Annotated in this window: 16 protein-coding genes; 14 read left to right on the top strand and 2 right to left on the bottom strand. The window is 64.0% G+C overall.

Going from position 1 to position 23,562, the window contains the following annotated elements:
* Positions 1–37 precede the first annotated feature (37 nt).
* Complete coding sequence (locus V4558_08760; GenBank protein ID MES2305585.1) at positions 38–2,617, top strand: DUF5916 domain-containing protein; 2,580 nt, start codon at positions 38–40, stop codon at positions 2,615–2,617.
* 309 nt (positions 2,618–2,926) lie between these two features.
* Entirely contained in the window at positions 2,927–3,364 is a 438-nt protein-coding gene (locus tag V4558_08765) for a nuclear transport factor 2 family protein (GenBank protein ID MES2305586.1), read from the top strand.
* 402 nt (positions 3,365–3,766) lie between these two features.
* Here the strand turns inward: V4558_08765 and V4558_08770 are convergent, their stop codons facing one another.
* Complete coding sequence (locus tag V4558_08770; protein MES2305587.1) at positions 3,767–4,996, bottom strand: amidohydrolase family protein; 1,230 nt, start codon at positions 4,994–4,996, stop codon at positions 3,767–3,769.
* A gap of 1,269 nt (positions 4,997–6,265) precedes the next feature.
* On the opposite strand from V4558_08770, the gene argF reads away from it, so the two are divergent.
* The 7 genes from argF to V4558_08805 all read left to right on the top strand — a co-directional run bounded on the left by argF (position 6,266) and on the right by V4558_08805 (position 14,760).
* Positions 6,266–7,165, top strand: coding sequence for an ornithine carbamoyltransferase (gene argF, locus V4558_08775; GenBank protein ID MES2305588.1), 900 nt, complete (start codon positions 6,266–6,268; stop codon positions 7,163–7,165).
* On the top strand, positions 7,162–8,151 hold the full coding sequence (locus V4558_08780) for a hypothetical protein (protein ID MES2305589.1): 990 nt from the start codon (positions 7,162–7,164) through the stop codon (positions 8,149–8,151). Before argF ends, V4558_08780 begins: the two co-directional genes overlap by 4 nt.
* Positions 8,148–8,630: a MogA/MoaB family molybdenum cofactor biosynthesis protein gene (locus tag V4558_08785; GenBank protein ID MES2305590.1), complete on the top strand. Its 483-nt coding sequence runs from the start codon at positions 8,148–8,150 to the stop codon at positions 8,628–8,630. The genes V4558_08780 and V4558_08785 overlap by 4 nt, the downstream gene beginning before the upstream one ends.
* A 3-nt stretch (positions 8,631–8,633) precedes the next feature.
* Entirely contained in the window at positions 8,634–10,181 is a 1,548-nt protein-coding gene (locus tag V4558_08790; protein MES2305591.1) for a sigma-54 dependent transcriptional regulator, read from the top strand.
* A 109-nt stretch (positions 10,182–10,290) separates the two neighbouring features.
* Positions 10,291–11,970, top strand: a complete 1,680-nt coding sequence (locus tag V4558_08795; GenBank protein MES2305592.1) for a diguanylate cyclase — start codon at positions 10,291–10,293, stop codon at positions 11,968–11,970.
* A gap of 88 nt (positions 11,971–12,058) precedes the next feature.
* A complete protein-coding gene (locus V4558_08800; protein MES2305593.1) occupies positions 12,059–12,742 on the top strand; it encodes a hypothetical protein in 684 nt (227 codons plus the stop codon).
* Positions 12,743–13,293: 551 nt separating this feature from the next.
* Positions 13,294–14,760, top strand: a complete 1,467-nt coding sequence (locus tag V4558_08805) for an HD-GYP domain-containing protein (protein MES2305594.1) — start codon at positions 13,294–13,296, stop codon at positions 14,758–14,760.
* On the opposite strand, the gene V4558_08810 is transcribed toward V4558_08805, so the two are convergent.
* Positions 14,757–17,918 carry an AAA family ATPase gene (locus V4558_08810; protein ID MES2305595.1) on the bottom strand — a complete coding sequence of 1,054 codons (3,162 nt, stop codon included), beginning with the start codon at positions 17,916–17,918 and terminating at the stop codon, positions 14,757–14,759. The two genes, V4558_08805 and V4558_08810, sit on opposite strands and share 4 nt — an antisense overlap.
* A 590-nt stretch (positions 17,919–18,508) precedes the next feature.
* Between V4558_08810 and V4558_08815 the strand changes: the two genes are divergently transcribed.
* From V4558_08815 to V4558_08835, 5 genes are all read left to right on the top strand, one after another.
* Positions 18,509–19,603, top strand: a complete 1,095-nt coding sequence (locus V4558_08815; GenBank protein MES2305596.1) for a serine hydrolase domain-containing protein — start codon at positions 18,509–18,511, stop codon at positions 19,601–19,603.
* A gap of 387 nt (positions 19,604–19,990) precedes the next feature.
* A complete protein-coding gene (locus tag V4558_08820; GenBank protein MES2305597.1) occupies positions 19,991–21,046 on the top strand; it encodes a hypothetical protein in 1,056 nt (351 codons plus the stop codon).
* Between the two features lie 201 nt (positions 21,047–21,247).
* Positions 21,248–21,463, top strand: coding sequence for a hypothetical protein (locus tag V4558_08825; GenBank protein MES2305598.1), 216 nt, complete (start codon positions 21,248–21,250; stop codon positions 21,461–21,463).
* Positions 21,429–22,505 carry a hypothetical protein gene (locus V4558_08830; GenBank protein MES2305599.1) on the top strand — a complete coding sequence of 359 codons (1,077 nt, stop codon included), beginning with the start codon at positions 21,429–21,431 and terminating at the stop codon, positions 22,503–22,505. The genes V4558_08825 and V4558_08830 overlap by 35 nt, the downstream gene beginning before the upstream one ends.
* A 430-nt stretch (positions 22,506–22,935) precedes the next feature.
* Positions 22,936–23,511 (top strand): NADPH-dependent FMN reductase, encoded by a 576-nt coding sequence (locus tag V4558_08835; GenBank protein ID MES2305600.1) that lies wholly within the window; start codon positions 22,936–22,938, stop codon positions 23,509–23,511.
* Positions 23,512–23,562: the final 51 nt, after the last annotated feature.

The raw sequence follows: 23,562 nt of genomic DNA on the forward strand, positions 1-23,562 counted from the left end.
CGGTACGGTCGCTGTCCGCTACCCGGGAATCGTGCGAATGTGGCTAACCGCAGCAGTCGTGATCGTGAGCGCCGCCTTCGATACCGCGCGCGCCGCCCCCGCCCGGCCACTCCCGCGCCTCGATGGCCGACTTGATGACGCGGCGTGGGCCCAAGCCACCCCGATCACCGGCTTCGTGCAGCGCACTCCCGACTGGAATCAGCCGGGCACCGAACGAACCGAGGCCCGCGTCCTCTACGGCCCCGATGCGCTCTACGTCGGCGTGCGCGCCTTTGATCGCGAGCCCGACAAGATCCTCGCGCCCCTCACTCGTCGCGATGAGCCGAGCGCCAGCGATCGGATCACGCTCTACATCGACTCCTGGCACGACCGCCGCACCGCCTTCGCCTTTTCGGTAAATCCTGCCGGCGTCAAGATCGATCAGTATGTCTACGACGACTTCAACTTTGACCCCTCGTGGGATGCGACCTGGGAGGTCGAAGTCTCGCGCGACAATACCGGCTGGAGCGCCGAGTTCCGAATTCCGTTCTCGCAGCTGCGCTTCGGCAGCAATGCCGCGCCACTCTTCGGCTTCAACGTGATGCGCTCCATCGCGCGCAAGAACGAAGTGCAGCTCTGGCAGATCGTGCCGCAAGACCTGTCGCAGTTCGTCTCGCGCTTCGGTGACCTCGCCGGCATCAGCAACATCGCCGCGCCGCGTCGCGTCGAGGTGATTCCATACGTGCTGGGGAAGGGAACCCTCGATGGCACCGTCCGCGGCAATCCGCTCAGGTCCGCCAACGTCGGGACCGGTACGGCCGGCGCAGACATCCGCCTCGGCCTCGGTGCCGCGATGACGCTCACTGCCGCGATCAATCCCGACTACGGCCAGATCGATGGCGACCCCTCCGAAGTGAACCTCGGCCCCACCGAACTCTTCTACCCGGAACGCCGCCCCTTCTTCTCCGAGTCGAGCGACGTCTTCCGCGTCTCGCTCACCGGAGCGAGCGGTTTCGAGAGCGTACTCTACTCGCGGCGAATCGGCCGAGCACCGCAGGTTGCGGCCGACAGCCGCGGCGGCTGGGTCGATGCCCCGCGCGAGACCACCATCCTCGGTGCGGCGAAGCTGGTGGGGAAGTCGAGTGGTGGCTGGACCATCGGCGGCCTCGCGGCAGTGACCGATGAAGAACGCGCGCGCGTCGCAACTCCCGACGGCGGCCGCTTCTCCGACCTCACCGAACCGCGCACGCTCTACGGCGTGGGTCGGCTCGCGCGCGACCTGCGCAATGGCCGCACGGTGCTCGGTGCCGTCGCCACGGTGGTGCATCGCTCGCTCGATTCCGTGAGCGCGACCACGCTGCGCAGTGATGCCTTCACCACCGGGCTGGATCTCGCCCATCGCTGGGGGCGCGGCGATGGCTATCAGCTCCGTGCGGGATTCACCGGCTCGCTGGTTGAAGGGAGCGAGGCCGCGATGGCGGCGACGCAGCGCTCACCGGTGCGCTACTTCCAGCGCGCAGATAACGGGGCCGCGAGCTTCGACTCGACCCGCACATCGCTCAGCGGCGCCAACGCGCTGCTCGCGGTCGAGAAGCGCACCGGTGACTGGCGCTTCAAGGTGCAGAGCACCCTGCGCACTCCGGGCTTCGAGGCCAATGATCTCGGCATCCACTTCTGGTCGGGGCGGCAGGCCACCGATGCGTCGCTCACCAAGCGGTGGACTCGTTCATCGTTTGCGCAGAACGCCGAGCTGCGGCTCAATGCCAACGACTACCGCACCACCGATGGCGACCGGATCAATCAGGCGGTGAGTGCCGTGGGCCGGATGACGCTGCGCAACAACTGGTTCCTCTACGGCGAATACGTCGTGCGCCCTGGCGGTGTCGACCCGACCGCGCTCCGCGGCGGCCCCGCACTCGCCTTTGCCGGCAACATCTACTCCTTCTGGCGCATCGAGAGCGACCCCGCTCGGCCGTTCCGCGTGGCACTCCAGGGTGAGGAGTGGAACTACTGGGCCGGCAACCGCCACGCCTTCGCGCTCAACCCCACCGTCACCTGGCGGCCAAACCCGCGCAGCGAACTCAGCGTCGGTGTGCAGCGTCGCACGCAGGTCGAAGACCGGCAGTACATCGGCACCACCACACTCGCCGGTGCCACGCGCTATCTCGTGGGCGAGGCGACGCAGCGCACGGCCGGCATCACCATGCGCAGTTCACTGATCTTCTCGCCGCGACTCTCGCTGCAGCTCTGGGCCGAACCGTTCACGACCTCGGGGAGCTACCGCGATCTCAGGATGGTCACCAACCCGCGCGCAACCGATGAGCGTGATCGTTTCGAATCGGTGGATGCGCGCGTCACCCGTGCCGATGGCCGGTTGCGTGGCGATCTCGACGGCGACGGCAGCAACGATGTCGACCTCAGCGAGCCCGACCTCACCACCTCTTCACTCCGCTCGAACCTGGTGCTGCGCTGGGAGTTCCGGCCGTCGTCGGCGCTCTTCGTCGTCTGGCAGCAGGAGCGCAACCAGCAGCGAACCGACGGCTTCTACAGCGCGGGGAATGCCTTCTCCGATCTCGCGAGCGCACCGACGCGGAACCTGCTCGCGGTGAAGCTGAGCTGGTGGTGGACGCCGGGATAGACGAGAAGCGAGAGGCGAGAAAGGGTTGTCACCCTGAGCGCAGCGAGGGGACAAGGCATCGCGCCGGTTCAACGCTCCGCCCCCTCGCTGCGCTCAGGGTGACAAACCAGGCCGTCGCCCTGAACGAAGTGAGGGGGCAAGACATCGCTGCGGTTCCATACTCCGCCCCCTCGCTGCGCTCAGGGTGACAAACAAGGCTGTCGCCCTGAACGAAGTGAGGGGGCAAGGCATCGCGCCGGTTCCACGCTCCGCCCCCTCGCTGCGCTCAGGGTGACGGGATCCACATACATCCACAACACGGAGCACTACATGTCCATCCGCATCAATTCACTGTTCCTCGCCGCCCTCGCCACCGCCGCTCTCACTGCACCCACGCTCGCCCAGAGCGCCGAGGAAAAGGCCGCGCGCATCCCCCTCGAGGCCTACATCACCGCGCACGGCACCGGCGACGCCGACGTGATGGCCACCGCGTTCGCGCCAGGCGCCCGAATGACCTTCATGAGCGACACCGGCCTGGTCATCATCCCGATCACCGAATACGTCGCGCGGATGCGTGCTGGCACGAAGCGGCCGCCCGATGGCAAGCCACGCACCATCGCCATGCTCGACATCCACGGCACCGTCGCCGTCGCGCGCATCGACATGGATCTCGGCGAGTTCAAATTCAACGACTACATGACGCTGCTGAAGCTGCCGGAGGGGTGGAAGATCGTGAACAAGAGCTTCTATCGTGTGGCGGGGAAATAGGCGCCCTGCGGGTTGTCGCCCTGAACGGCCTGCCCTGAGCTTGTCGAAGGGAAGTGAGGGGGCAAGGCATCGCTGCGGTTCCAAACTCCGCCCCCTCGCTTCGCTCAGGGTGACGCGGTCCCTGTCGCCCCGGGCCACTGGGCAGGCGGGTGCTCAATGCCGCGACGCCTGGGGCCTCCGAGGTCGGATGGGCAGGACCGCAGAGAGAACGCGACAATGCTCGAAACGCAGTTCTCAACGCTAAGCGATTGTCCTGCCCACCCCGGCTTCGGAGGCCCCAGGCGTCGCCGCCCGATGTTCCCGTCAAGTCGGCGGCCCGGGGCGACAGGATTTCAGTCGTCGCGGAGACCCGTGCCGCGCAAGCGCGGCACCACCGGTCGCGTCGGTGAGATCGCGATCATTCTACTTGACCCGCCTCCCCCCAATCATCACAAAACTCACCTTCTCCATCACCGTCACATCGCTGAGCGGATTCCCCGGCACGGCGACGAGATCGGCGAGCTTGCCGACGGCGATCTCGCCGCGATCAGGAGTACCAAGCAGGTCGGCGCCATTCAGCGTCCCGGCGCGGATCGCGTCGATCGGACTCATCCCCGCCGCGACCATCGCCGCGAACTCCTTGGCATTCATCCCGTGCGGCATCACCGCGGCATCGGTGCCGAGCGCGATCTTCACGCCGGCCGCGACGGCCTTCCGGAATGACGCATCAGCGAGCGGCATCACCTCATCCATCTTGGCGCGGATCGGCGGCGGCAGCACGTTGCGGTCGAGCAGCCCCGCGAGCGCACGCGTCGGCACCAGGTAGGTTCCGCGCTCCTTCATCATCGCGATCGCCTCGTCGTCGAGCATCGACCCGTGCTCGATGCTCGCGACCCCGGCGCGGATCGCGGCCTTGATCCCGGCCGTGCCGTGCGCGTGCGCCGCGACCTTGAGCCCGTGCCGGTTCGCTTCCTCGACCACCGCACGCAATTCGGCATCACTCATCTGCTGCGCGCCCACGGTGGCATCAAACGAGAGCACGCCTGCGGTCGCGCAGACCTTGATCACCTTGGCGCCGTACTTCGCCTGCAGCCGAACCGCCTCGACCATCTGGTCGGCGCCATTCGCCACACCATCAATGGGCCCAAGCGGGAGGAGCCCCGGCGCGAAACCGGTGATGTCGCAGTGACCGCCGGTGATCCCAATCGCGTTGCCGGCCGGAATAATCCGCGGGCCGTCGGTCTCGCCGCGCTCGATCGCGTGCATCAGCGAGATGTCGGCGAAGCCGGGGGCTCCCAGGTTGCGGACGGTGGTGAAGCCGGCCAGCAGGGTCTTCCGGGCATTGAAGGCGCCGTGCAGCGCCTGGTCGGCGAGGGTCTCCCGCACCGCGATCATCTCGAAACCGGGGCGGATCTCGTCGGTGAGGTGCACATGCGCATCGATCAACCCCGGCATCAGGGTCACATCGCCCAGATTGATCACCTCGGCCCCGGCCGGCGCCGCGCCACCCACCTGGATGATCTTGCCGTCCTGCACCACCACCAGGGCGTTGTCGGTGATCCGGCCCGAGCGGACGTCGAGCATCCGCGCCGCGCGGATGACGACGGGAGGGAGCGGTGTCACCCTGAGCGCAGCGTGCGCAAGAGTTGTCACCCTGAGCGCAGCGAGGGGGCCAGAGCCCACCACGGTCGTCACCCTGAGCGAAGCGAGGGGGCCAGAGCCCACCAAGGTTGTCACCCTGAGCGCAGCGAGGGGGCCAGAGCCCGCCAAGGTTGTCACCCTGAGCGAAGCGAGGGGGCCAGAGCCCTCCGCCGCAGGAACACCCACTCCGCCACGCGAAGAACCCGCCACAATCGTCGTCAGCAGCGCCAAAACGTTCAGCAGCATCGTCAGTCGGCTCGATGAGGGAGATAGCTATATAGTACGACCCCTCCGGCAGATGCGCAGGGTGCTCCGTTGGGCAAAACACCCCCTCCGTCACGCCGCCACCCTCGTCCGTCACGCGAACCGCCTCCTCCGTCAGGAAATCAGGCCGTCCGTCACGCTGCCACCCTCTCGCGTCACGCGAACAGGGCCGTCCGTCACGCTGCCACCCTCGTCCGTCAGGCGAACAGGCCACTTCGTCATCGCGACCAGGCCCTCCGTTTTCCGAACCGGGCCTCGCGCTAACAATTCAGGGTGCCGCGCTAACATGACCGGGCCTCGCGTCATGCGAACCGACCGTTTCGTCAAGCGATCCGACCGTTTCGTCACGGCGACAGGGCGCTCCGTCAGAGCGACCACCCCGTCCGTTTTACAATCAGGGCCTCGCGCTAACAAATCAGGGTGCCGCGCTAACACGACCGGGTGTTTCGTCATGCGGACAGGGCGTCGCGTCATTCGAACCGGGTGGATCGTCATGGCGAACTGCTCGCGCGTCATTGAGGTCGGGGACTGCGCGACTTCGGAGGCCCCAGGCGTCGCGCGTCCGAGCTCCCGGTTATTCGACGGCCCGGGGCGACGGACTGTCATGGCAATCTCCGCCGCGCGCCGAGAGGATCGGGGCGAGGTGCGGGGGGGCCGTTCGAAGAGAGCCGGCTGTCTGAGCGAGCGCAGCGAGCGAGTTCCGGCACGATGAGAACGGCTTCCCCCCGACTGAGCCCCTGCGGAGACGGTCACGTGCGTTCCCTCTGCGGTCCTGCCCATCCGACTTCGGAGGCCCCAGGCGTCGCGTGTCGGAGCGCCCGCCTGCCCGATGGCCCGGGGCGACAGCTTTTCAGGTGAGTATCGCTCCCTCGACTTCGCACCCTTCGGGTGCTTCGCTCAGGATGACAACTTTCCGGACTTCGCCCCCTCGCTACGCTCAGGGTGACACACCTCCTCCCTCCCCGCTTTTCAGGTATCTTTCTGCCATATTGGCCGACCCCACCCTCCGGACCGGTAATGACCAAGCGCGACTTCCTCTCCTTTGCCGACTTCAGCCGCGACGAATGCCTCGCGCTGCTCGATACTGCCGTCGCGATGAAGAGCGGCGCCTATCGCGAGAAGCCGCTCCTGGGAAAGTCGCTCGCGCTCATCTTCGCCAAGAGCAGCACCCGGACCCGCGTCTCCTTTGAAGTCGGCACCCGCCAGCTCGGCGGCGAGCCCATTTTTCTCTCGCACAAGGACATTCAGCTGGGGCGGGGCGAGCCACTCAAGGACACTGCCCGGGTGCTCTCGCGCTTCGTCCAGGGGATCATGATCCGCACCTACGGCCAGGCCGAACTCTTCGAGCTGGCCCAGTACGCCACCATCCCGATCATCAACGGCCTCACCGACCTGCTCCACCCCTGCCAGCTGCTCGCCGACCTGCTCACCGTGAAGGAAGAGTTCGGGACGCTCGAAGGGCGCGTCGTCGCCTGGATCGGCGACGGCAACAACATGGCAAACTCCTGGATCGAGGCCGCCGGCCTGCTCGGCTTCGAGCTGCGGCTGGCCTGTCCCGAGGGATACGAACCCGATCGTGCGCTGTTCGACGCCAACAGCCGCAAGACCAAGATCACCATCACCGAAGATCCCGAAGAAGCGGTCGCCGGTGCCGATGTCGTGAACACCGATGTCTGGGCCTCGATGGGGCAGGAAGAGGAATCGCTCGCGCGGCGGCAAGCGTTCAAGGGCTACATCGTCGATGAGGCGCTGATGCGCGCGGCCGAGGTGAATGCCATCGTGCTGCACTGTCTGCCGGCGCATCGCGGCGAGGAGATCTCCGAAGGTGTGCTCGAAGGCCCGCGGTCGCGCGTGTGGGATCAGGCCGAGAATCGGTTGCACGCGCAGAAAGCGCTGCTGGCGCTGGTGATGGGATGAGCACGCTGCTCGAGGAGCATCGCACGTTGGTGACCGGGGCCGGGAGCTATACCCCGGCAGGGCTGGGGCAGTTCGAGGTCACCGGTGTCGATGCGCACGCGTTCGTCAATCGTGTCGCGACATTGGATGTGTCGCTGCTGCCGCCGGGGCGCTTCGCCCACGCGCTGATCCTGCGCGATGATGCCGCGATTCTCGATCGCGTCACGGTCTATCGCTTTCCCGATCGGATCATGCTGCTCGTCGATGCGCAGTTCCGTCATCCGGCGTGGGATTACATCGTCAGTCGCAAACGCGGCAATGTTCGTTTGCGCGATATCTCCGAAGATGTCGGGCTGGTCACGGTGCGCGGCCCAGCGTCGGCGACGCGATTGCAATCGTTGATGGATCCGATTCCGATGGAGCCAGGCGACGTCGAGACCGCGCGCTTCGCCGGCGTCGATGTCTTCGCAGGCCGCGCCACGCTTGATGGTCCCGATGGTGTGGACTTGTTCTGCCGCCGTCGCGATCGCGATTCACTCGAGAGCGGACTCGGTCACGCCGGCATCTATCCAGTGTCGCGCGAAGCGTGGGAACTCCTCCGACTCGAGTGGGGTGTCGCACGCGTCGGCATCGAGATCGACTCGATCGACACACCGGTCGAAGCTGGCCTCGAATCGCTGGTCGCCGAAATGAAGGGCGCACCATTCCCGGGCGAGACGGCGCTTGCGTCACGTCGCCGCTCCGGTGCGATGAAGCGGATCGTCGGCTTCCGGGTACAGGGCGACGACATCCCGCCCGTCGGTGCCCGCGTTACGGTCGCGGGCCTGCTCATCGACCGGATCCGCTCCGTCGGTCGCTCGCCGCGCGTCGGCATCATCGGGATGACCGCCCTCCCCACCTCGGCCGGCACTCCCGGCACGCCGCTGCTCTTCGAGTCGGGCGCGCAAACGTGGCACGGCGAAGTCGCCCGCCGCCCATTTGTGAACCGGGCCGGCACCGAACAATGACGCCACGCATCGCCGTGCTGATCATCTCCGACTCGGTCACGAGCGGTGAACGGACCGACAAATCCGGTGCGGCAATAGTCGCGTGGGCCGGCGTGCACGACTTCCGGGTCACGGCGCAGGCTGTCGTGCCCGATGAAGTCGGAGCGATCATCTCGCAGCTCTGCGCCTGGGCCGATGGCAACATCGCCGATGTCATCCTCACTACCGGCGGCACCGGCTTCGGCCCCCGCGATGTGACTCCGGAGGCCACCAGAGCCGTCATTACTCGTGACGCTCCCGGAATCCCCGAGGCGATTCGCGCCGCGGCGTTTCCAACCACACCAAAGGCCGCCCTCTCCCGCGCCATCGCGGGGACCCGCGCCGCCTCCCTGATCGTGAACCTCCCCGGCTCCCTCGGCGGCGTCCGCGACGGGCTCGCAGTGATGACCTCACTGGTGCCCCACATCGCGCAGCTCCTCCAGGGCGACACGGAGCACTGATATATGGCATCACAAGTCGTCATCACCCTCGCCGATCTCGAGACCGCCGTCCCGCTCGATCGCGCGCTCGAAGCCGCCGGCGTGAGCTGCGCCCTCGTGAATGGCGCCGACGAAGGGCGCCACGCGATGCGCCGCGATCATCCCGCGCTGTTGGTATTGAGCGGCGGTGTCCACGATCCGCAGGCGCTGCAACTCGCCGCCTACGCGCGCGATCACGAAATCGCCGTGCTCGCCCTGCTCGAGCCCACGGATTCCGACCGCACCGAACGTGCGATGCGCATCGGCGCGACCGAAGTGATGATGAAGCCCGTGGCCACCGATGATCTGGTCGCGACGGTGCGTCGACTGGTCGAGCGCCGCGAGCTGCAGCGTCGTACCGGGATCTTCGGCGAGAGCGCCGCGATCCAGGAAGTGCTGGTCAAGATCGAACAGATGGCGCCGGTGTCGAGTACCGTGCTGATCCAGGGCGAGAGCGGCACCGGCAAGGAACTGGTAGCAAAGGCGATCCACGATCTCTCGCCGCGCCGCGGCAAGCCGTTCATCGCGATCAACTGCGCCGCACTCCCCGAGACGCTGCTGGAGAGTGAACTCTTCGGTCACGAGAAGGGCGCCTTCACCGGCGCCGCCGAACGGCGTCTTGGTCGCTTCGAACTTGCCGACACCGGCACAATCTTCCTCGACGAAATCGGCGAGATTCCCGCGTCGGTGCAGGTCAAACTGCTCCGCGTACTCGAGACGCGCTCCTTCTTCCGACTCGGCGGCGTCGCACCAATCAAGGTGGATGTGCGTGTCGTCGCCGCGACGAATCGCGCGCTGAAAGAACAGGTGGCACTCAGAGAGTTCCGCGACGATTTGTACTACCGCCTCAACGTCTTGAGCATCTACCTGCCGCCACTGCGCGAGCGGCGCGAAGATATTCCGCTGCTGCTCAAGCGTTTCGTGCGCGAGTTCGCGGTGCTGCACGACCGCACCTTTCCTGGTATCACGCAGGAAGCGATGCAGCGGCTGGTCGCGGCGCAGTGGCCGGGGAATGTTCGTCAGCTCCGCAACCTGATCGAATCGATGGTGGTGCTGGCACTTGGGAGCGAGGTCCGGGCGGCGGATATCCCGGCCGACGTCACCGAGGGGAGCGGCTCGCTGCTGCCGATGCGGCTCCCCAGAATCGACACCCGCGACGGGCCGGTGGTGGGCGGGGCCGAGTTCGAGTTCATCCTCAGAAGCCTGATGGAGCTGAGGGTCCAGCTCGAGGAACTCAAAAGGAAACTGGGAGAACGCCACGAGCCCGTGCACGTTATCGAGGTCTCCGACCCCTCGATTTCGCAGACTGTCGCAATTCCGGTCACCTCGTTGGGGCCAGTATCGGCCGAAGAGGAGCCGGAGCCCGAGGCGGTGGTAGTCTATCGGGCCGGAATGACCATGGCGGAGGTCGAACGGGTCACTATCGAGACCGTTCTGGAACAACTCCGGGGCAATCGGCGGCGGGCGGCCCAGGTCCTGGGGATCGGTGAGCGCACGCTCTACCGCAAGCTCAAGGAGTTCGGGATCGCCTAAGTCACGATATGGCAATTTGTTGAGTGGGGTCACCTCTTGACACTTCTCAAGGATCTTGCCAACTTGCAGGGGATTACTCCTTTCGAGTTACCCTGAGCCCCGGGCTCTCGTGCACCTCGCCGTCGACTCTGCTCGCTGTGTAGCCTGCCTGGCCTGCGTCCGGGTCTGCCCGACCGACGCCATTGCCCTGCCGCCAGAGGCGCGAGTCGTCGAAATCGTCGAAGAAAACTGCATCCGCTGCGGCGAATGCGTCCCGGCCTGCCCGCACGACGCCATTGCCGCCACCGGAGCCGTCGATAAAGCCCTCGCCATCGCCGAAGCCGGCACTGGCGCGCTGATCCTGGCCCCCGAGGCCGTCGCGCATTTCCATCCCGCCACTCCCGAACAGCTGGTCAACGCCTGCTACGAAGCGGGTTTCCGGCTGGTCAGCCGCGGGGTCATCGGCGACGAACTGGTGGCGCAGGAATACCTCAACCTGTGGGAAGACCCCGACTGGGGGACCCTGGTTCGGAGCACCGATCCGGTCGTCGTGGCGGCCATCACCGCCCACTATCCCGAGCTGGTCCCCTATCTGGCTCCTATTACCCATCCCTGCGTGGCAGAGGCGCGATTCCTGCGTCAAATGCACGGGAATGGCCTCCCGGTGGTCTATGCCGGGATGAGTGCCCCAAGCACCATTGGTGAGCTGGATGCGATGCTCACCTTCAACGATCTGGAACAGCTTTTCGCCCTGCGGGAGGTCCGGCCGGCCACATTGCCGACGACTTTCTCGCGGGTTCCGCCTGAGATGCGGCGGCATATGTCGGTGGCAGGGGGTTTGCCACTGGAAATGGTGGTGAGCGGGTCGAGCCGGGGCCGCAGGCTCCTCACGGTCCGCGGACTGGAAGCGCTTCCAGCGCTGGCGAGGGCTGTCGGGCACGACCGGATCGACCTCGGTTTCGTCGATATCCAGGGGCATCCCGGGGCATTGGGGCACCCTGCCGCCGGGCCGAAGCAGGATCTCTACCGCCGTCGGGCTTTGATCCAGCAGTACGAGCCGGCCCGGAGCCGGACGCCGGTGGTGCTGGAAGAGGTCGATGTCGCCGCCGCGTTCGCCTTCGGGCAGCGCCGGCAGCAGGCTGAACCCGCCGCCGTGCGGACGATACTGGAAGCAATCGGCACGGGGCCGAACGGGAAGGCGTGGGATTGTCGGGCGTGTGGCTATCCGAGTTGTCACCGCTTTGCGCAGGCAGCCGCTCTTGGGCGCGCGTCGCTCCGCCAGTGTGTGCCGTGGCTGAGTCAGCGGGCCGACGATGCGAGTCGCGATGCGAGTACCGACGCTCTCACTGGCCTGGCGAGTTACCGGTCGTTGCAGCAGCGGTTGAATCACGAGATGGAGCGCAGCAAGCGGAGTGGCGACAATTTCGCCGTCCTCTTCCTCGATCTCGATCACCTGAAGTTGCTGAACGATCGCTACGGCCACGAGCGTGGCAACGCGGTCCTGCGAATGGTGTCCGACGAGTTGCGGCGGACGATTCGTGCGACGGACCTCGCGGCGAGATATGGTGGCGACGAGTTCGTGATTCTGCTGACCCGGACCGATCGTGCCGGTGCCTTGCGAGTGGCCGATGCGGTGCGTGAGCGGGTCCTGAGTGCCGGCTCGGCCCAGGGGTACAGCGAAGGCGAAGTCTCGGTGAGCATTGGCGTGGCGGAGTACGATCCCGCCGCGCCGCAGGAAGGGCCGCTGCTCGATCAGGCCGATCGGGCGCTCTACCTGGCGAAGTCGGCGGGGCGCAATACCGTTGCCTGACGAATTTATTTTTCCGACGAGGGACCGTGTGACCGCATCGCCTCAACATCTGTTCGACGCGTCACAGCCGCGGCCCGGAGGAGCACCAGTGGATCCAGCGACCGACCCGTGGGGTGTGCGCCGGGCCGAGAATCTGCTGACCTCGCTCGAGGGGATCCTCTCGGCGCGGGTGGTGACGACGCCGCTCGGCGAAGTGAGCGAGATCCACATCCTGGCGCAGGCGGGCCAGGCACCGAAGCAGGTGGTGCGCAACATCGAGAGCGCCTTGCTCGCGCATCTGGGCTTGAAAGTGGACCATCGGAAGATCTCCATCGCGCAGACCGCCGATGTGAAGCCGATGGCGGCGCTGGAGCAGAGTGCGTTGCAGGCGAACGTGATGACGCGGGTCGTGTTGTTTGATGACCTGGTGATGGCGACGGTGCCGCATCAGCGGCGGGTCACTGCCACGGTCACGCTCACGGCGAATGGCCGGATCGAGAGCGGCACCGAGGAAGGTCCCGACACGGCGCGCTCACGAGTGGAGTGTGCGGCTCGTGCGGCGGTGCAGGTGCTCGAGCGGTTGATTGCCAAGCATTCGTTGGCGCTCGAAGGGGCGCAGCTGATCGAGGCGTTCGACAAGCACTATGTGATGATCGGCGTGCATGCGATCGGTGGCCGCGAGAGCAGGCTGCTGGTCGGCACGGCCGAGGTGCGGGAGAGCAGTGAGCACGCGGCAGTGTATGCGGTGCTCGATGCGACGAATCGTTGGGCCGCGGCGCGCCAGGCGCGTTGAGAAAGCGGCGAAGCCGCCGTAGGTGCGGCGCTCGCGCCGCACCATGCTAGTCGAAGGATGAAGCTCAAGGATTGTCATCCTGAGCGAAGCGGCCCAAAGGGCCGCGCAGTCGAAGGAGCCGAAGCTCGATGACAGGACGTTGTCATCCTGAGCAAGCCCGCGCAGCGGGCGCAGTCGAAGGAGCGGTTCTCAATTGTGAAGTAACGATCATCGATGATCGATCGACGATCGACGAGCATAAATAGCCCGACGCGCGAGGATCTCTGTCTCGCGCGAACGCAGCATCAGAATAGAGGAGAAACAGGGGGGGAATCCCAGGGCCCGGCTGAGCGGAGCCGAGCGCGACACCACAAGCGAAGCGTCTGGTAGATCACGAGCGGGATCTGCCCCTCCAAAAGTTCAGACTTTTGAGTGGTACCAGGAGGAGGTGACGCATATGCTGGAATGGTTGGCTGCGGCCGTCGATTTCATCGCGAGCATTTTCCTCGCGGAGACCGTGACCTGGATCTAAATGCCCAACTCGGGGATTTCCCTTCCTTTTTATCATGTCCATGAGCCGTGCTGTCCAAACCTACGTAGGATCAGTCGCCATCGCAGCCCTAGGGTTGCTCTGGTTCATGACTGGTCTGCCACGCCCAAGAGTAGACTACTGGGCGTTGATTTCGTTGGGTGTAGTGGGCTGCCTCATGGAGACGGGACGCACCGCCAACAAGTCCCGATCGATGGCCGGATCCTTGGTGTTCGTGATGCACTTGGCGATCGGTGTTGCACTTGGCGGATTGTGGGGATCGCTCACTGCAGGCTGCATCACCGCCGTGACCCAACTCTACGCGCGTGTGTCGCCGCTAAAGGTCCTCTTTAATGTTTCGGAGCGGATCGTAAGCGTTGGCCTCGCTTTCAGTGTGTACCACTTACTCGGAGGCGCGCATCCACCGGCAATCTTGGTGGCGGGCGGTGCGCACCTACCCTTCGAGAGTGCCCTTACGGACATCGGTAAGTTCCTCGCGGCTGCTTGCGTCTACTTCATCGTGAATTCGATCGCCGTCAACACGGCTGTGGCTCTCGCAACGCACAAGCCGATCCTTTCAACCTGGCGCTCGAATACACTGTGGGTACTCGGATACGACATGGCTGCGAGCCTCATGGCTCTCGGCGTGGCATACTTATTCGTCAGATTTGACAACGAGAAGGGCATCGGACGCTTCGGTTTCGTGGGCATATTCATCCCGTTTATTGCGGTGCGGAACGTGTATGGCAAGCTCAATACCGTTCAAGACCTGTATCGAGAGCTTGACAGCGCTTACGCCGAGCTTGAACTGAATGTCCGCGAGCAACTCGCGATGATGGTTAAGGCCATCGAGGCCCGAGATCCCTATACTTCCGGCCATTCCCGCCGCGTATGCGGACTCTCTCGCGCAATCGCGACAGATTTCGGGCTAACCCCGGAAGAAATTGAAGAGATTGAGAATGCAGCGTTGCTACACGATGTAGGAAAGATTCATGAGGAGTTTGCCCCGCTTCTACAAAAGGAGGGCAAACTAACGGAAGAGGAATGGGCAGTAATGAAGACCCATTCTGCAAAAAGTGCGGAACTCGTATCCTCGTTCTCGAGGTTTCAGGGTTACGTAGTCGCCTGCGTCCGTCACCACCACGAACGCTGGGATGGTCGTGGGTACCCGGATGGCATCGCCGGAGAAGCGATCCCACTAGGCGCTAGGATCATCACAATCGCGGATACCATCGACGCAATGACAACGAACCGACCTTATCGGAACGCGCTGCCGGTGGATGTTGTGCTTGCAGAACTGAACAAAGGTCGATCGTCACAATTTGACGCAAGGTTGGTTGAGTTGACGGTCAACTCCGTAACTGTTCGACGCCTAATAGCTGATCCGTCTTCAATCCCCGATCACATGCCCCAGCCGAGAATCCGAGCGCGGGCAGATGAGGCGAGGCGGTCCGGGCGAGCAATAGGCCAGCGCCCGCCGCACGATCGTGCCGTGAACGAGGCGCCTTAGCCGACTTCTCGGATACCCCACGCGCCCTTTTCGCCAACCGGCGAGACACCCAGTCTCCGGATCATCGACTGAGTTGGCCCTGGGAGCCGCCCGAGTCGTTCTCGCGCTGCCTCCCGCTTTCCTTCCGTGTTTCCGCCAATCGAGTTCTCAAGAATTGCGATTGCTGCGAGGATTTCGGCCTGATCCTTCGCGTCATGGCGGTCGATTTCCTCTATCTGCCGCTCAAGTCTCGCGAGTGCGCCCGCTGCAGTGCCGGTCCTAATACCGGTGAAGGCAACCCAGCGTGCATATGGTCCGGCAAAGCAGTCGTGATGAAGCTTCTTGTGAACCCCACTCGTACCAATCTTCCCTGCGAGCAGGGCCTTACGCTCTTTCCCGGCAAGTGCCAACACATCTGCCTTGCATAGTTTCCATGCCTGCTGAACCCATTCTGGACGTCTTTTGTCAAAGCGCGAGTCAAACGCGGCCATCGCGCTTTCTGCCTCGACAAGCCGTCCTTCGATGGCTAGGCCCAGCCCTTGATCATACGCCGCGCTAAGTAAGCAGATGCCCCACTCCTCAGAACTAGAGGCCCGGATGGCTTCGCGCGCAAACGATATCTGTGCAGACGGGTTGCCTAGGCGACCCTCAACCAACGCCAGGCCAGATGCCGCGTTTGCGATGAACGCTGGATTACCAAGGGCTTTGGCGATCGAGTAAGCTTGGTGAAGCACCGGCGCTGCCTCGAGGTAATTTCCCGTCTGACACAATGACACTCCTGCTCCGAGGAGAAGGCGGGTCGTGATTGAGTCTGCTGGGCATGTCTGGCTGATCGTCGTGACGCCCTCCAGGAGCACCGGGAGCGCCACCCGCGGACCACCACGTTGTGCCAAAAACCACGCACGGGCGTGATATGCGTGAAGTGCGTCGTGGCCGGCCAATGGAACGGCCATCAATTGGCTGGTCACATCGCCAAGCTGAGCAATGTGTTTGTCGTTGCGACTTGAGGAAATGAGAGCGGTCGAGGTTGAGGCAGCTCTTGTACGGAGAGAAGGAGTGAAGCTGTTGTCCCCGGCAATGTTGAGCGAAGCCGTGATCGCCTCGCCAAGTCTCGCTCCTACTAGTCTTCCGAGAAAGCGATCGTTCGTAATCCGAAGGAGCCGTTCCTGTGCCAACTCAGTGTTGCTTAGCATTTGTGGCAAGGACTCGAGCGCCAGATGAGAGGCCTCCCAGCAGCCGATCTCTTGTAGTGCTTCCGCGCGAAGGAGGGCGAAGCCGGAGTGGTTCAGGCTGGCCGCGACGGTGGGCGCATCGGAGAGCATGGCAGCGAGGCGTCCGCTGTGACCTTGACGAAGCAGATCCTCACCAACCGTTAGAAGAAATTCCATTGCCTTCGCAGGCGTCCTCCCTCGCCCAAGATGCCACCCAAGTTCTAACGGATCTACCTCAGTTGAACTCACTCCGTGTTGCATCAGGTGGCTTCCGATAATGTCGTGGAGCGAAGCACGATGCGAACAGCTAAGGCTGGCATAGGCACAATCCCTCGCCAGTTGTGAGGCAAACGAGACGCGCGCATTGGCTGAAACGAAAATATTGTTGGCGGCCAGTGTACGCAGTGCCCGCGCCGCCGCAGGAAGAGACAGCCCTATCCATTCGTATAGCTCAAGGTGATCCATGCGTGAACCGAGCAAGGAAGCCAACTGCACAAACGCAAGTGCCTCATCGTCGACGGCGAGCAGGGCACTTCTGATAGCCTCGGAGTGGCTGTCGGCCGGCGCTAGAGGTGTATCCTCATGCAAGGCACTGAAGGAACTACGGAACCTTGGCTTCCCTGCGCGTTGCCACTCGGTAGCGATTGCGCTCAGCGTACTTGGGATGCCTGAAGCATACTCTATGATCGCACGCACATCCTGAAAGTGCTGCATATCGAGCGGGCCTGTGATGCCCACAATAAGTTCGCGGGCGTCATCACTTGATAGCGGATCAAGGTCGACGGTCTGTACCCACTCGTTTGGTATAGCGATCAAAGCGGCGGCGTGACTAGTATGGCCGATCCGATGAATCTGGGCTGAGAGCAAGATCATCACCGGCTCCCGGAGCAGGCGACGAAGTAGGTAGTGAATAATGGCCGATGATTGCTCGTCCACCAGGTGTGCATCATCGATGACGAGCAGCACCGGCTGCTCGCCTGCTATTGCGGAGATCAGAGCGGATATGGCCTCAGCAAGGCAAACGTGTGCGGCAGGAAGTGAGGGCTCGTCTGTGGTCGAGATCCCGGGGAAGTAGTCCGCGAGGCTAGGTGCCCAACTAGCGAGGACCTTGAGGTGCGCAGGAGAAATCGCTCTGGCGCCGGGGTGATTGCATAAGGCGGTCACGAGCGAGAGAATCCCGCCCAAAGCGATTCTCTGTTCGGCTGCAGCGCAGCGGATCTGAAAGACGGCTGCTCCTCGTAAGTTGATTATAGTTGCCAGTTGGCTTGCGAGGACCGACTTCCCGATGCCCACACACCCGCGAAGCAGGAGATGCGGCGAGGCGCATGCGGTTGCCCGCTCCCATATTTCGAGACATCGTTGGGTTTCTTGAGAACGACCGGAGAGTCCTCGATCTGCGTAGGCCGAGGTAGGCTGGTCAGCCAATCCGCCGATGTGACCGGACGGGAGCGAAGCAAGTCGCAGCCGCGTCGCGATCCGTTCAAAGTCTCCGCTTGGCACTGCGCCAAGCTCGGTGGCAAGTCGCCGCTTCCAGTCATCGAACACCCTAAGTGCTCCGATCCGGTCACCCACTATGGTGCGCGCCTCGAGCTGGGCCCGCGCTGCCTCCTCACTCAAATGATCCAAGGCTCGCAAACGCTCCGCAACTTCTTCCATCCACCGAGCGTTCCCTTGCCGTCGAGACTCGCTTAGCTGGCCTGACAAGACCGACTGGATTCGCGGAAGCAATCGAATTCGCTGAGCGTCGCACCATTGTTGAAAGTCCGGAGCGTCATCTATGCAAAATTCCTCCAGAAAACTCGCAGGGAAAAGAGTTGAATCGAAGGCGACTTCAAGGGAATCGAGATCCGTGGTGACTCGCCCTTGAATCAGACGGACAGCGTCCCTGCTTGAGTCAAATGCGTCAGCACCAAGTCTCCCACGAAGTACAGACAGTGCGGTTGCCAGGGAATGCCTGGCCTCCTCCATCGCACTCGCCGGCCAGAGCAAGGTCGCCAGTTTATCCCGCCGATGCGCCACCGGCCTCTCCACCGCGAAATAGACCAGCAGCGCCAGATGCTTCCTGGTCCGGAACCGGATCGGGTCGCCATTCGGCGCCCGGAGCTCCGGGCTCCCAAGGACGGTGAGATGAAAGGGGTTCACTGATGGCTCCTCAGGCTGGGGGAGGTCCCGGCCAGCTTAGCGTGGGGCGATCAACCAATCGTCAAATCGGGGCAGGGGGCCGGCGGGCGGCCCGGGGTGGTTTGGGGCGGGAAAGCCCCGAAATCACCGATTTTTCTCCTTATATATAGGCGCGTTTTTGGGGGCGGGGGGAGGGGGCGGAACGGCCGCGATTTCCGGGGGTGGCCCGGGGTCAGTCGGCCTCGGGGTCTGCCCGGAACGATGCTTCGCTCCCTCGACTTCGCCCGCTCCGCGGGCTCCGCTCAGGATGACACCTTCCTGCGTCCGCCGCGCGACGTCAAAATCCGGTAAGCCCCGAAATCGCCCTACTCCCCACCCCCGCCGGACAGTACACTTCCCGCTGGCCGACCCCCATCGCTCCCAGCTCGGAGAGTCGCGTGAATCTCGTCCGCTCCACCCTGGCGCTCGCTGCACTCGCCATCTCCATCGCGACCCCGGCGCGCGCACAGAACGTCTCCAGCTACACCGAGTGGTTCTCGAAGACGACCGACGCGCTGGTCGCGCGCACCAAAGCGCCAGCCCTCTCGGTTGCCGTGATGGAGAACGGCAGGCAGATCTACAGTGACGCCGGCGGCTCCGTCGAAACACCGCCGCGCCGGGGTCCCGGCCCGAGCACGATGTATCGCATCGGCTCGGTGAGCAAACTCTACACGGCGAGCATCGCGGCACGACTCGCGAGTCGCGGCATCATCAACCTCGATGCCAATGTGCGTCAGTACGTGCCGGAGTATTCCGAGAAGAATGCGCCGATCACCCTGCGCCAGCTCGCCGGCCACCTCTCAGGGATTCGCCACTACGGTGCCCGCGAGTTCATCAGCACCACCGCGTTCGATTCGCTGGCACCGACCATCGCGATCTTCGCGCAGGACTCGCTCCTCTTCGCACCCGGCACGAAGTACTCCTACTCGAGCTACGGCTTCAACCTCCTCGGCCTCGCCCTCGAACGCGCCGCCCACAAGCCGTTCCTCCGCCTGCTGCACGACGAAGTGATCGAGCCGCTCCACCTCAAGCTCACCGCGCCCGATATGCCGGGCGCGAAGCTCCCCGAACGCGCCACCACCTTCGACGTCAACGCAGAAGGCGTCGCAACGCCCACCACGCCAGACAATCTCTCCGATCGCTGGCCGAGCGGGGGATTGCTCGCGAGCGTCACCGATCTCGCGCGCTTCGGGACGGCGTTTGTGCGCCCGGGCTTCCTCCCCGATTCGATGATCACGATGATGACCACGCATCAGCACCTCGCCTCGGGTGCGTCCTCTCTCGTCGGCCTCGGCTGGCGTATCGGCGTTGATTCGGCCGGCCGCACCATCTGGCACCATGGCGGCACGTCGAATGGCGGGCGCGCGCTGCTGGTAGTCTGGCCCGAGGAGAAGCTGGTGGTCGCGATCGCGTCGGATGCACTGGTGCCGTTTGATCTGCCCAATGCCTATGCGTTTGCGAATATCGCGCGGGAAGGGAGGAAGTACCGGTAAGCCTGGTTCCAGGCTTGTCATCCTGAGCGAAGCACCCCGAAGGGGTGCGCAGTCGAGGGAGCACCCTCTCGCCGTTAGGTATCGCTAGCTCGACTTCGCGCGATTCGCGGGGTTCCCTTGGACAAGCTCAGGGCAGGCTACTCAGGATGACAACCTTCGGGATATCCATCATCCGTCATCCATCACCGAGCGCAGCCCCGGATAGCTGGTAACGGCTCCGTACCAGACGCCGAGGGAAATCAATCGCATAGCTGTGCGTCGCGGGATATGCTGTGAATTTACAGCACCGCCTCTACCGAGCTGGCGATGTCATTCCTTCGTGCCTGTTGCGCGTTCCCGGTTGTCGTAGTCGCTTCACCCCTGAACGCCCAAAGCACGTGGCCAGTGGTGCCACTCTCCCCCGGCGTCACGATCAACGCGGATCGGGAAAACCTGTCAGCGCTCTCCTTCGTCTCCGTCAGCAAGACCGGGACGATTGCGGTGGGCCAGCCGCAGGATAGCAAGGTGCGATTCTTTTCTTCCACTGGCACCTCACTCGGTACCTTCGGACGATCCGGCGGCGGCCCTGGTGAATTCGGTTATCTTGGCCCTACGATCTCAGTCTGGACCGGCGACTCACTCTGGGTGGGCGACAACGCGCTGCAGCGTTGGACACTGATCGGCCCCGACCGCGCGCTGGTCAAGACCGTGCGTGTTCCGGTCACTCTTGCTCTCCCTCGCCCGCGCGGAACGCCGGTTCCCGTGGGCGGGATCTACCTCCGAGGCGTGGTGAGTGCAGACACGGTGCTCGCCATTGGCACACGAGTCGATGCGCAGGGACGGTATTTTTCAGTCGCAGTCCGGATGCGACTCGATGGCACTCCCGTGAGCATTCTCGGTGAAGCGCTCAGTGATGCGAGTCGGAGCGACTGCACCATGCTTGGGTCCAGCCGGCCCGGTCTCGCGGTTGCTGTCCCCTACTGTCCCCGCTCTCAAATGGTGTTCTCGCCCTCGGGGGATCGGGTGGCTATTACCAGCCTCACGCTCGAGCAACAGTCGCGAGGCGCGTTCACGCTTCATCTGCTCGGAGAAACCGGCGACACTCTTCGCTCAAGAGAATACATCGTCCCGACCGAGCGACTCGACTCGAAGGAGTTCGACGAAATAATCAACGCACTCCCTGCACAGGTGTCGTCGGGCCTGAAGGCGGCGAAGGCACCAGATCGGTACCCACCAGCATCAGCACTTCTCATCGGCTGGGATGGCAGCATCTGGGTTGGTCAGGAAGGGAAGAGCGACAGACTGTGGGTGATCATCGATCCGGCTGGCCGGGAAGCCGGGCAATTTCATCTACCGAAGAATGTCCGGCTCTGGACTGTCGGGAATGGACGGGTTTGGGGTGTGGCCGAAGCGGAGAGCGGTGCGCAGTCGATCGTGAGCTATATCGTGACGTGGCGGCGGTAGGGCGGGCAACGGCCCGTTTCTTCTGCTGTCCGGCCCACCAGTCTTCGGAGGCCCCAGGCGCCGCGTCCCGGAACTTCCGCGTGCCCGGCGGCCCGGGGCGACCTAGCTGCGTCTCGGCCATCGCCCAATCCCATACTCTTGCTAAGTTTGAATCGGTCCGGCGTTTGCCTCACGTCAACCGCACATCTCAGGTGACCCCCCATGTTTATCGGCATCCGAGTTCGCAAGAGTGTCGCGACGAAAGTCATCTCCGCCGGAATCGAAGGCGCGGTGATCGGATCCATCTGCAACTATTTTGATCCGCCGGAGGGTTCGCTGTTGGTCGCCCCACTGGCGGGGTCCATCGCCTGCATCAGCGTGGTGCTGGTCTTCCAGTGGTTCGATGATCGTCAGCGGAGAAAAGCGCTTGAAGAGTGATGGCCTCTTCTCGATCTTCTTCGGCGTGATGTCTGGCGGGCTGGCGGTGACCGCGGCCGTGAATCTCTGGCGGAGTCGATTTGCTGCGGCGAGCAAACAGTTGGCCCGGCGTCGGATGCTGATGCGCGAGCGGCTGATCCCCCTTGCACTTTTGGCGGGGCTCGGCTGTTCCTCTCCGAGCGGCTCCTCTGCAGGTTCATTCTTTGCGGAGGAGCCGCTCGGTAGCATCGTGTTTATGTGGCGTCCAGTCGCGGGTACGCCCCAGCCATATCGAATCAGCCCTGACGGCACCAATTTCCTTCCGATTTCGACGCCATCCCTCGCCGACAAGCCTCAACCGAGCCCTGATGGGAACAGGTTGATGTACAATTTCGCTGGCAATCAGTATGTGATGGAATACGACAACAGCCTGCTGAGCCAAGTCACGACCGACCGCCACCGGCTGTGGGCGCGGTGGGCGCCGGACGGGCAACGGATCGTGGCTGTCAGGTACGACGACCAGGGTAACCAGGAACTCAGGATCACGGAGCTTGATCGATCAGCGGACCGCACGATCACGCCATTGCTCTCCGCGTACGACGGGTACCTGTCGCATCCGAGTTTCTTTCCCCGCGGCGACAGTCTGCTCTACGTACAACACGACAATAATGGCAATGGCACGCTCTGGATCGCGTACGCCAGCGGAAAATCTCCACGCCTCTTCACCTCGCCGTGGGGGAATAGCGTCCCCAGGTTCGCACTCGCGCGCAACGGTGAGGCGATGGCGGTCACCGGCCTCGCCACCGGGGACGACACACCCGACTACCATACTCTTCGGATATCGAAGAACTGGGGTGGCCCCCTCCTGTCGATCGACCTTGGGGATGTCTGGGTCGAGGAGCTGGTATTTTCTCCGGACGCCAAGTTCCTCGTACTGACCCTTGAACGTCCGCAGTCGGGGGTGACCTGGTTGGAGCTGCTCGAGGTTTCGACCCTGCGGCATCGGCGAATCTCGCCGGAAGTGGGGAAGAGTTCCGCGATCGATGCGGCGTGGGGCTTTTAGCCAGGGCGGCGGTCCGGGGTCGAAAAGCCCCAGGATTTATCGGTTCTTCTCCTTATATATACGCGCGTTTTTGGGGCGGGCGTTAGTAGCCTCGGAAGTCTGGGCTGCGCCGAGAGGATCGGGGCGAGGTACGGGGGGGCCGTTCGAAGAGAGCCGGCTGACGGAGCGCCGCGCAAGCACGGCGCGAACAGCGGCTTCCCCCCGACCGAAGCCCCTGAACCCGGATCCGGTGCGCGTCAGTCGTCCTGGAGATCTGCGCGGCGCGAGGCGCCGCGCGAGCAGGCCCAACGTGGGGCGGAGACCGGTGCCGCGCGAGCGCGGCACCACCGACCGACCTCTCCCTCCTTCGATCACATAGCGCCTCCCGGTTCCGGGCGCTAATCTCACACGAACTCCCCCACGCGCACGCCCTCACCACAGGCCCCTCGCCATGACCACGACCTACCGCGTCGGCTACTTCATCGGCTCGCTCTCGAGCACCTCGATCAATCGGATCCTCGCGACCGCGCTCATTCGTCTCGCGCCGAGCGAGCTCGTGTTCACCGAGATCCCGTTCAAGGATCTGCCGCTCTACTCGCCTGATCACGAGCACAACTGCCCCGACCCGGTGGTCGCACTCAAGGCCGCGCTCGCGGCATCCGATGCCGTGCTCTTCGTGACGCCGGAATACAATCGCTCGATTCCCGGTGGACTCAAGAACGCGATCGACTGGGCCAGCCGCCCCTACGGCCAGAACTCCTTCAACCGGAAGCCGAGTGCATCGATCGGCGCCTCACCCGGCCCCATCGGCACCGCCGTTGCCCAGCAACATCTTCGCTCCCTCCTCGGCTATTGCAACGCCCCGCAGATGAACTCCCCCGAGGGGTACATCCGCTTCACCCCCGGGCTCATCGACGCCGACGGCACGGTGAGTGATCCGGGAACGGAAGAGTTCCTGCGCAATTACATGAAAGAGTTCTACGGGTTCATCTCGAGGGTGTACCTGGCGATCCCGAAGCCGGGGTAGGGGGGCTCCGAAGTTGTCATCCTGAGCGTAGCGGCCGTAGGCCGCGGAGTC

The sequence above is a fragment of the Gemmatimonadota bacterium genome, from assembly GCA_040388535.1.
In the GTDB taxonomy this organism is placed as follows: domain Bacteria; phylum Gemmatimonadota; class Gemmatimonadetes; order Gemmatimonadales; family GWC2-71-9; genus Palsa-1233.

Excerpts from the sequence above, each read along its gene's own strand:
- V4558_08785 (MES2305590.1), top strand. The coding sequence starts at position 8,148 with ATGACGCCACGCATCGCCGTGCTGATCATCTCCGACTCGGTCACGAGC.
- V4558_08825 (MES2305598.1), top strand. The coding sequence starts at position 21,248 with ATGTTTATCGGCATCCGAGTTCGCAAGAGTGTCGCGACGAAAGTCATC.
- V4558_08805 (MES2305594.1), top strand. The coding sequence starts at position 13,294 with ATGAGCCGTGCTGTCCAAACCTACGTAGGATCAGTCGCCATCGCAGCC.
- V4558_08760 (MES2305585.1), top strand. The coding sequence starts at position 38 with ATGTGGCTAACCGCAGCAGTCGTGATCGTGAGCGCCGCCTTCGATACC.
- V4558_08765 (MES2305586.1), top strand. The coding sequence starts at position 2,927 with ATGTCCATCCGCATCAATTCACTGTTCCTCGCCGCCCTCGCCACCGCC.
- V4558_08830 (MES2305599.1), top strand. The coding sequence starts at position 21,429 with ATGATCGTCAGCGGAGAAAAGCGCTTGAAGAGTGATGGCCTCTTCTCG.
- V4558_08810 (MES2305595.1), bottom strand. The coding sequence starts at position 17,918 with ATGGAGGAGGCCAGGCATTCCCTGGCAACCGCACTGTCTGTACTTCGT.
- V4558_08790 (MES2305591.1), top strand. The coding sequence starts at position 8,634 with ATGGCATCACAAGTCGTCATCACCCTCGCCGATCTCGAGACCGCCGTC.
- argF (MES2305588.1), top strand. The coding sequence starts at position 6,266 with ATGACCAAGCGCGACTTCCTCTCCTTTGCCGACTTCAGCCGCGACGAA.
- V4558_08835 (MES2305600.1), top strand. The coding sequence starts at position 22,936 with ATGACCACGACCTACCGCGTCGGCTACTTCATCGGCTCGCTCTCGAGC.
- V4558_08780 (MES2305589.1), top strand. The coding sequence starts at position 7,162 with ATGAGCACGCTGCTCGAGGAGCATCGCACGTTGGTGACCGGGGCCGGG.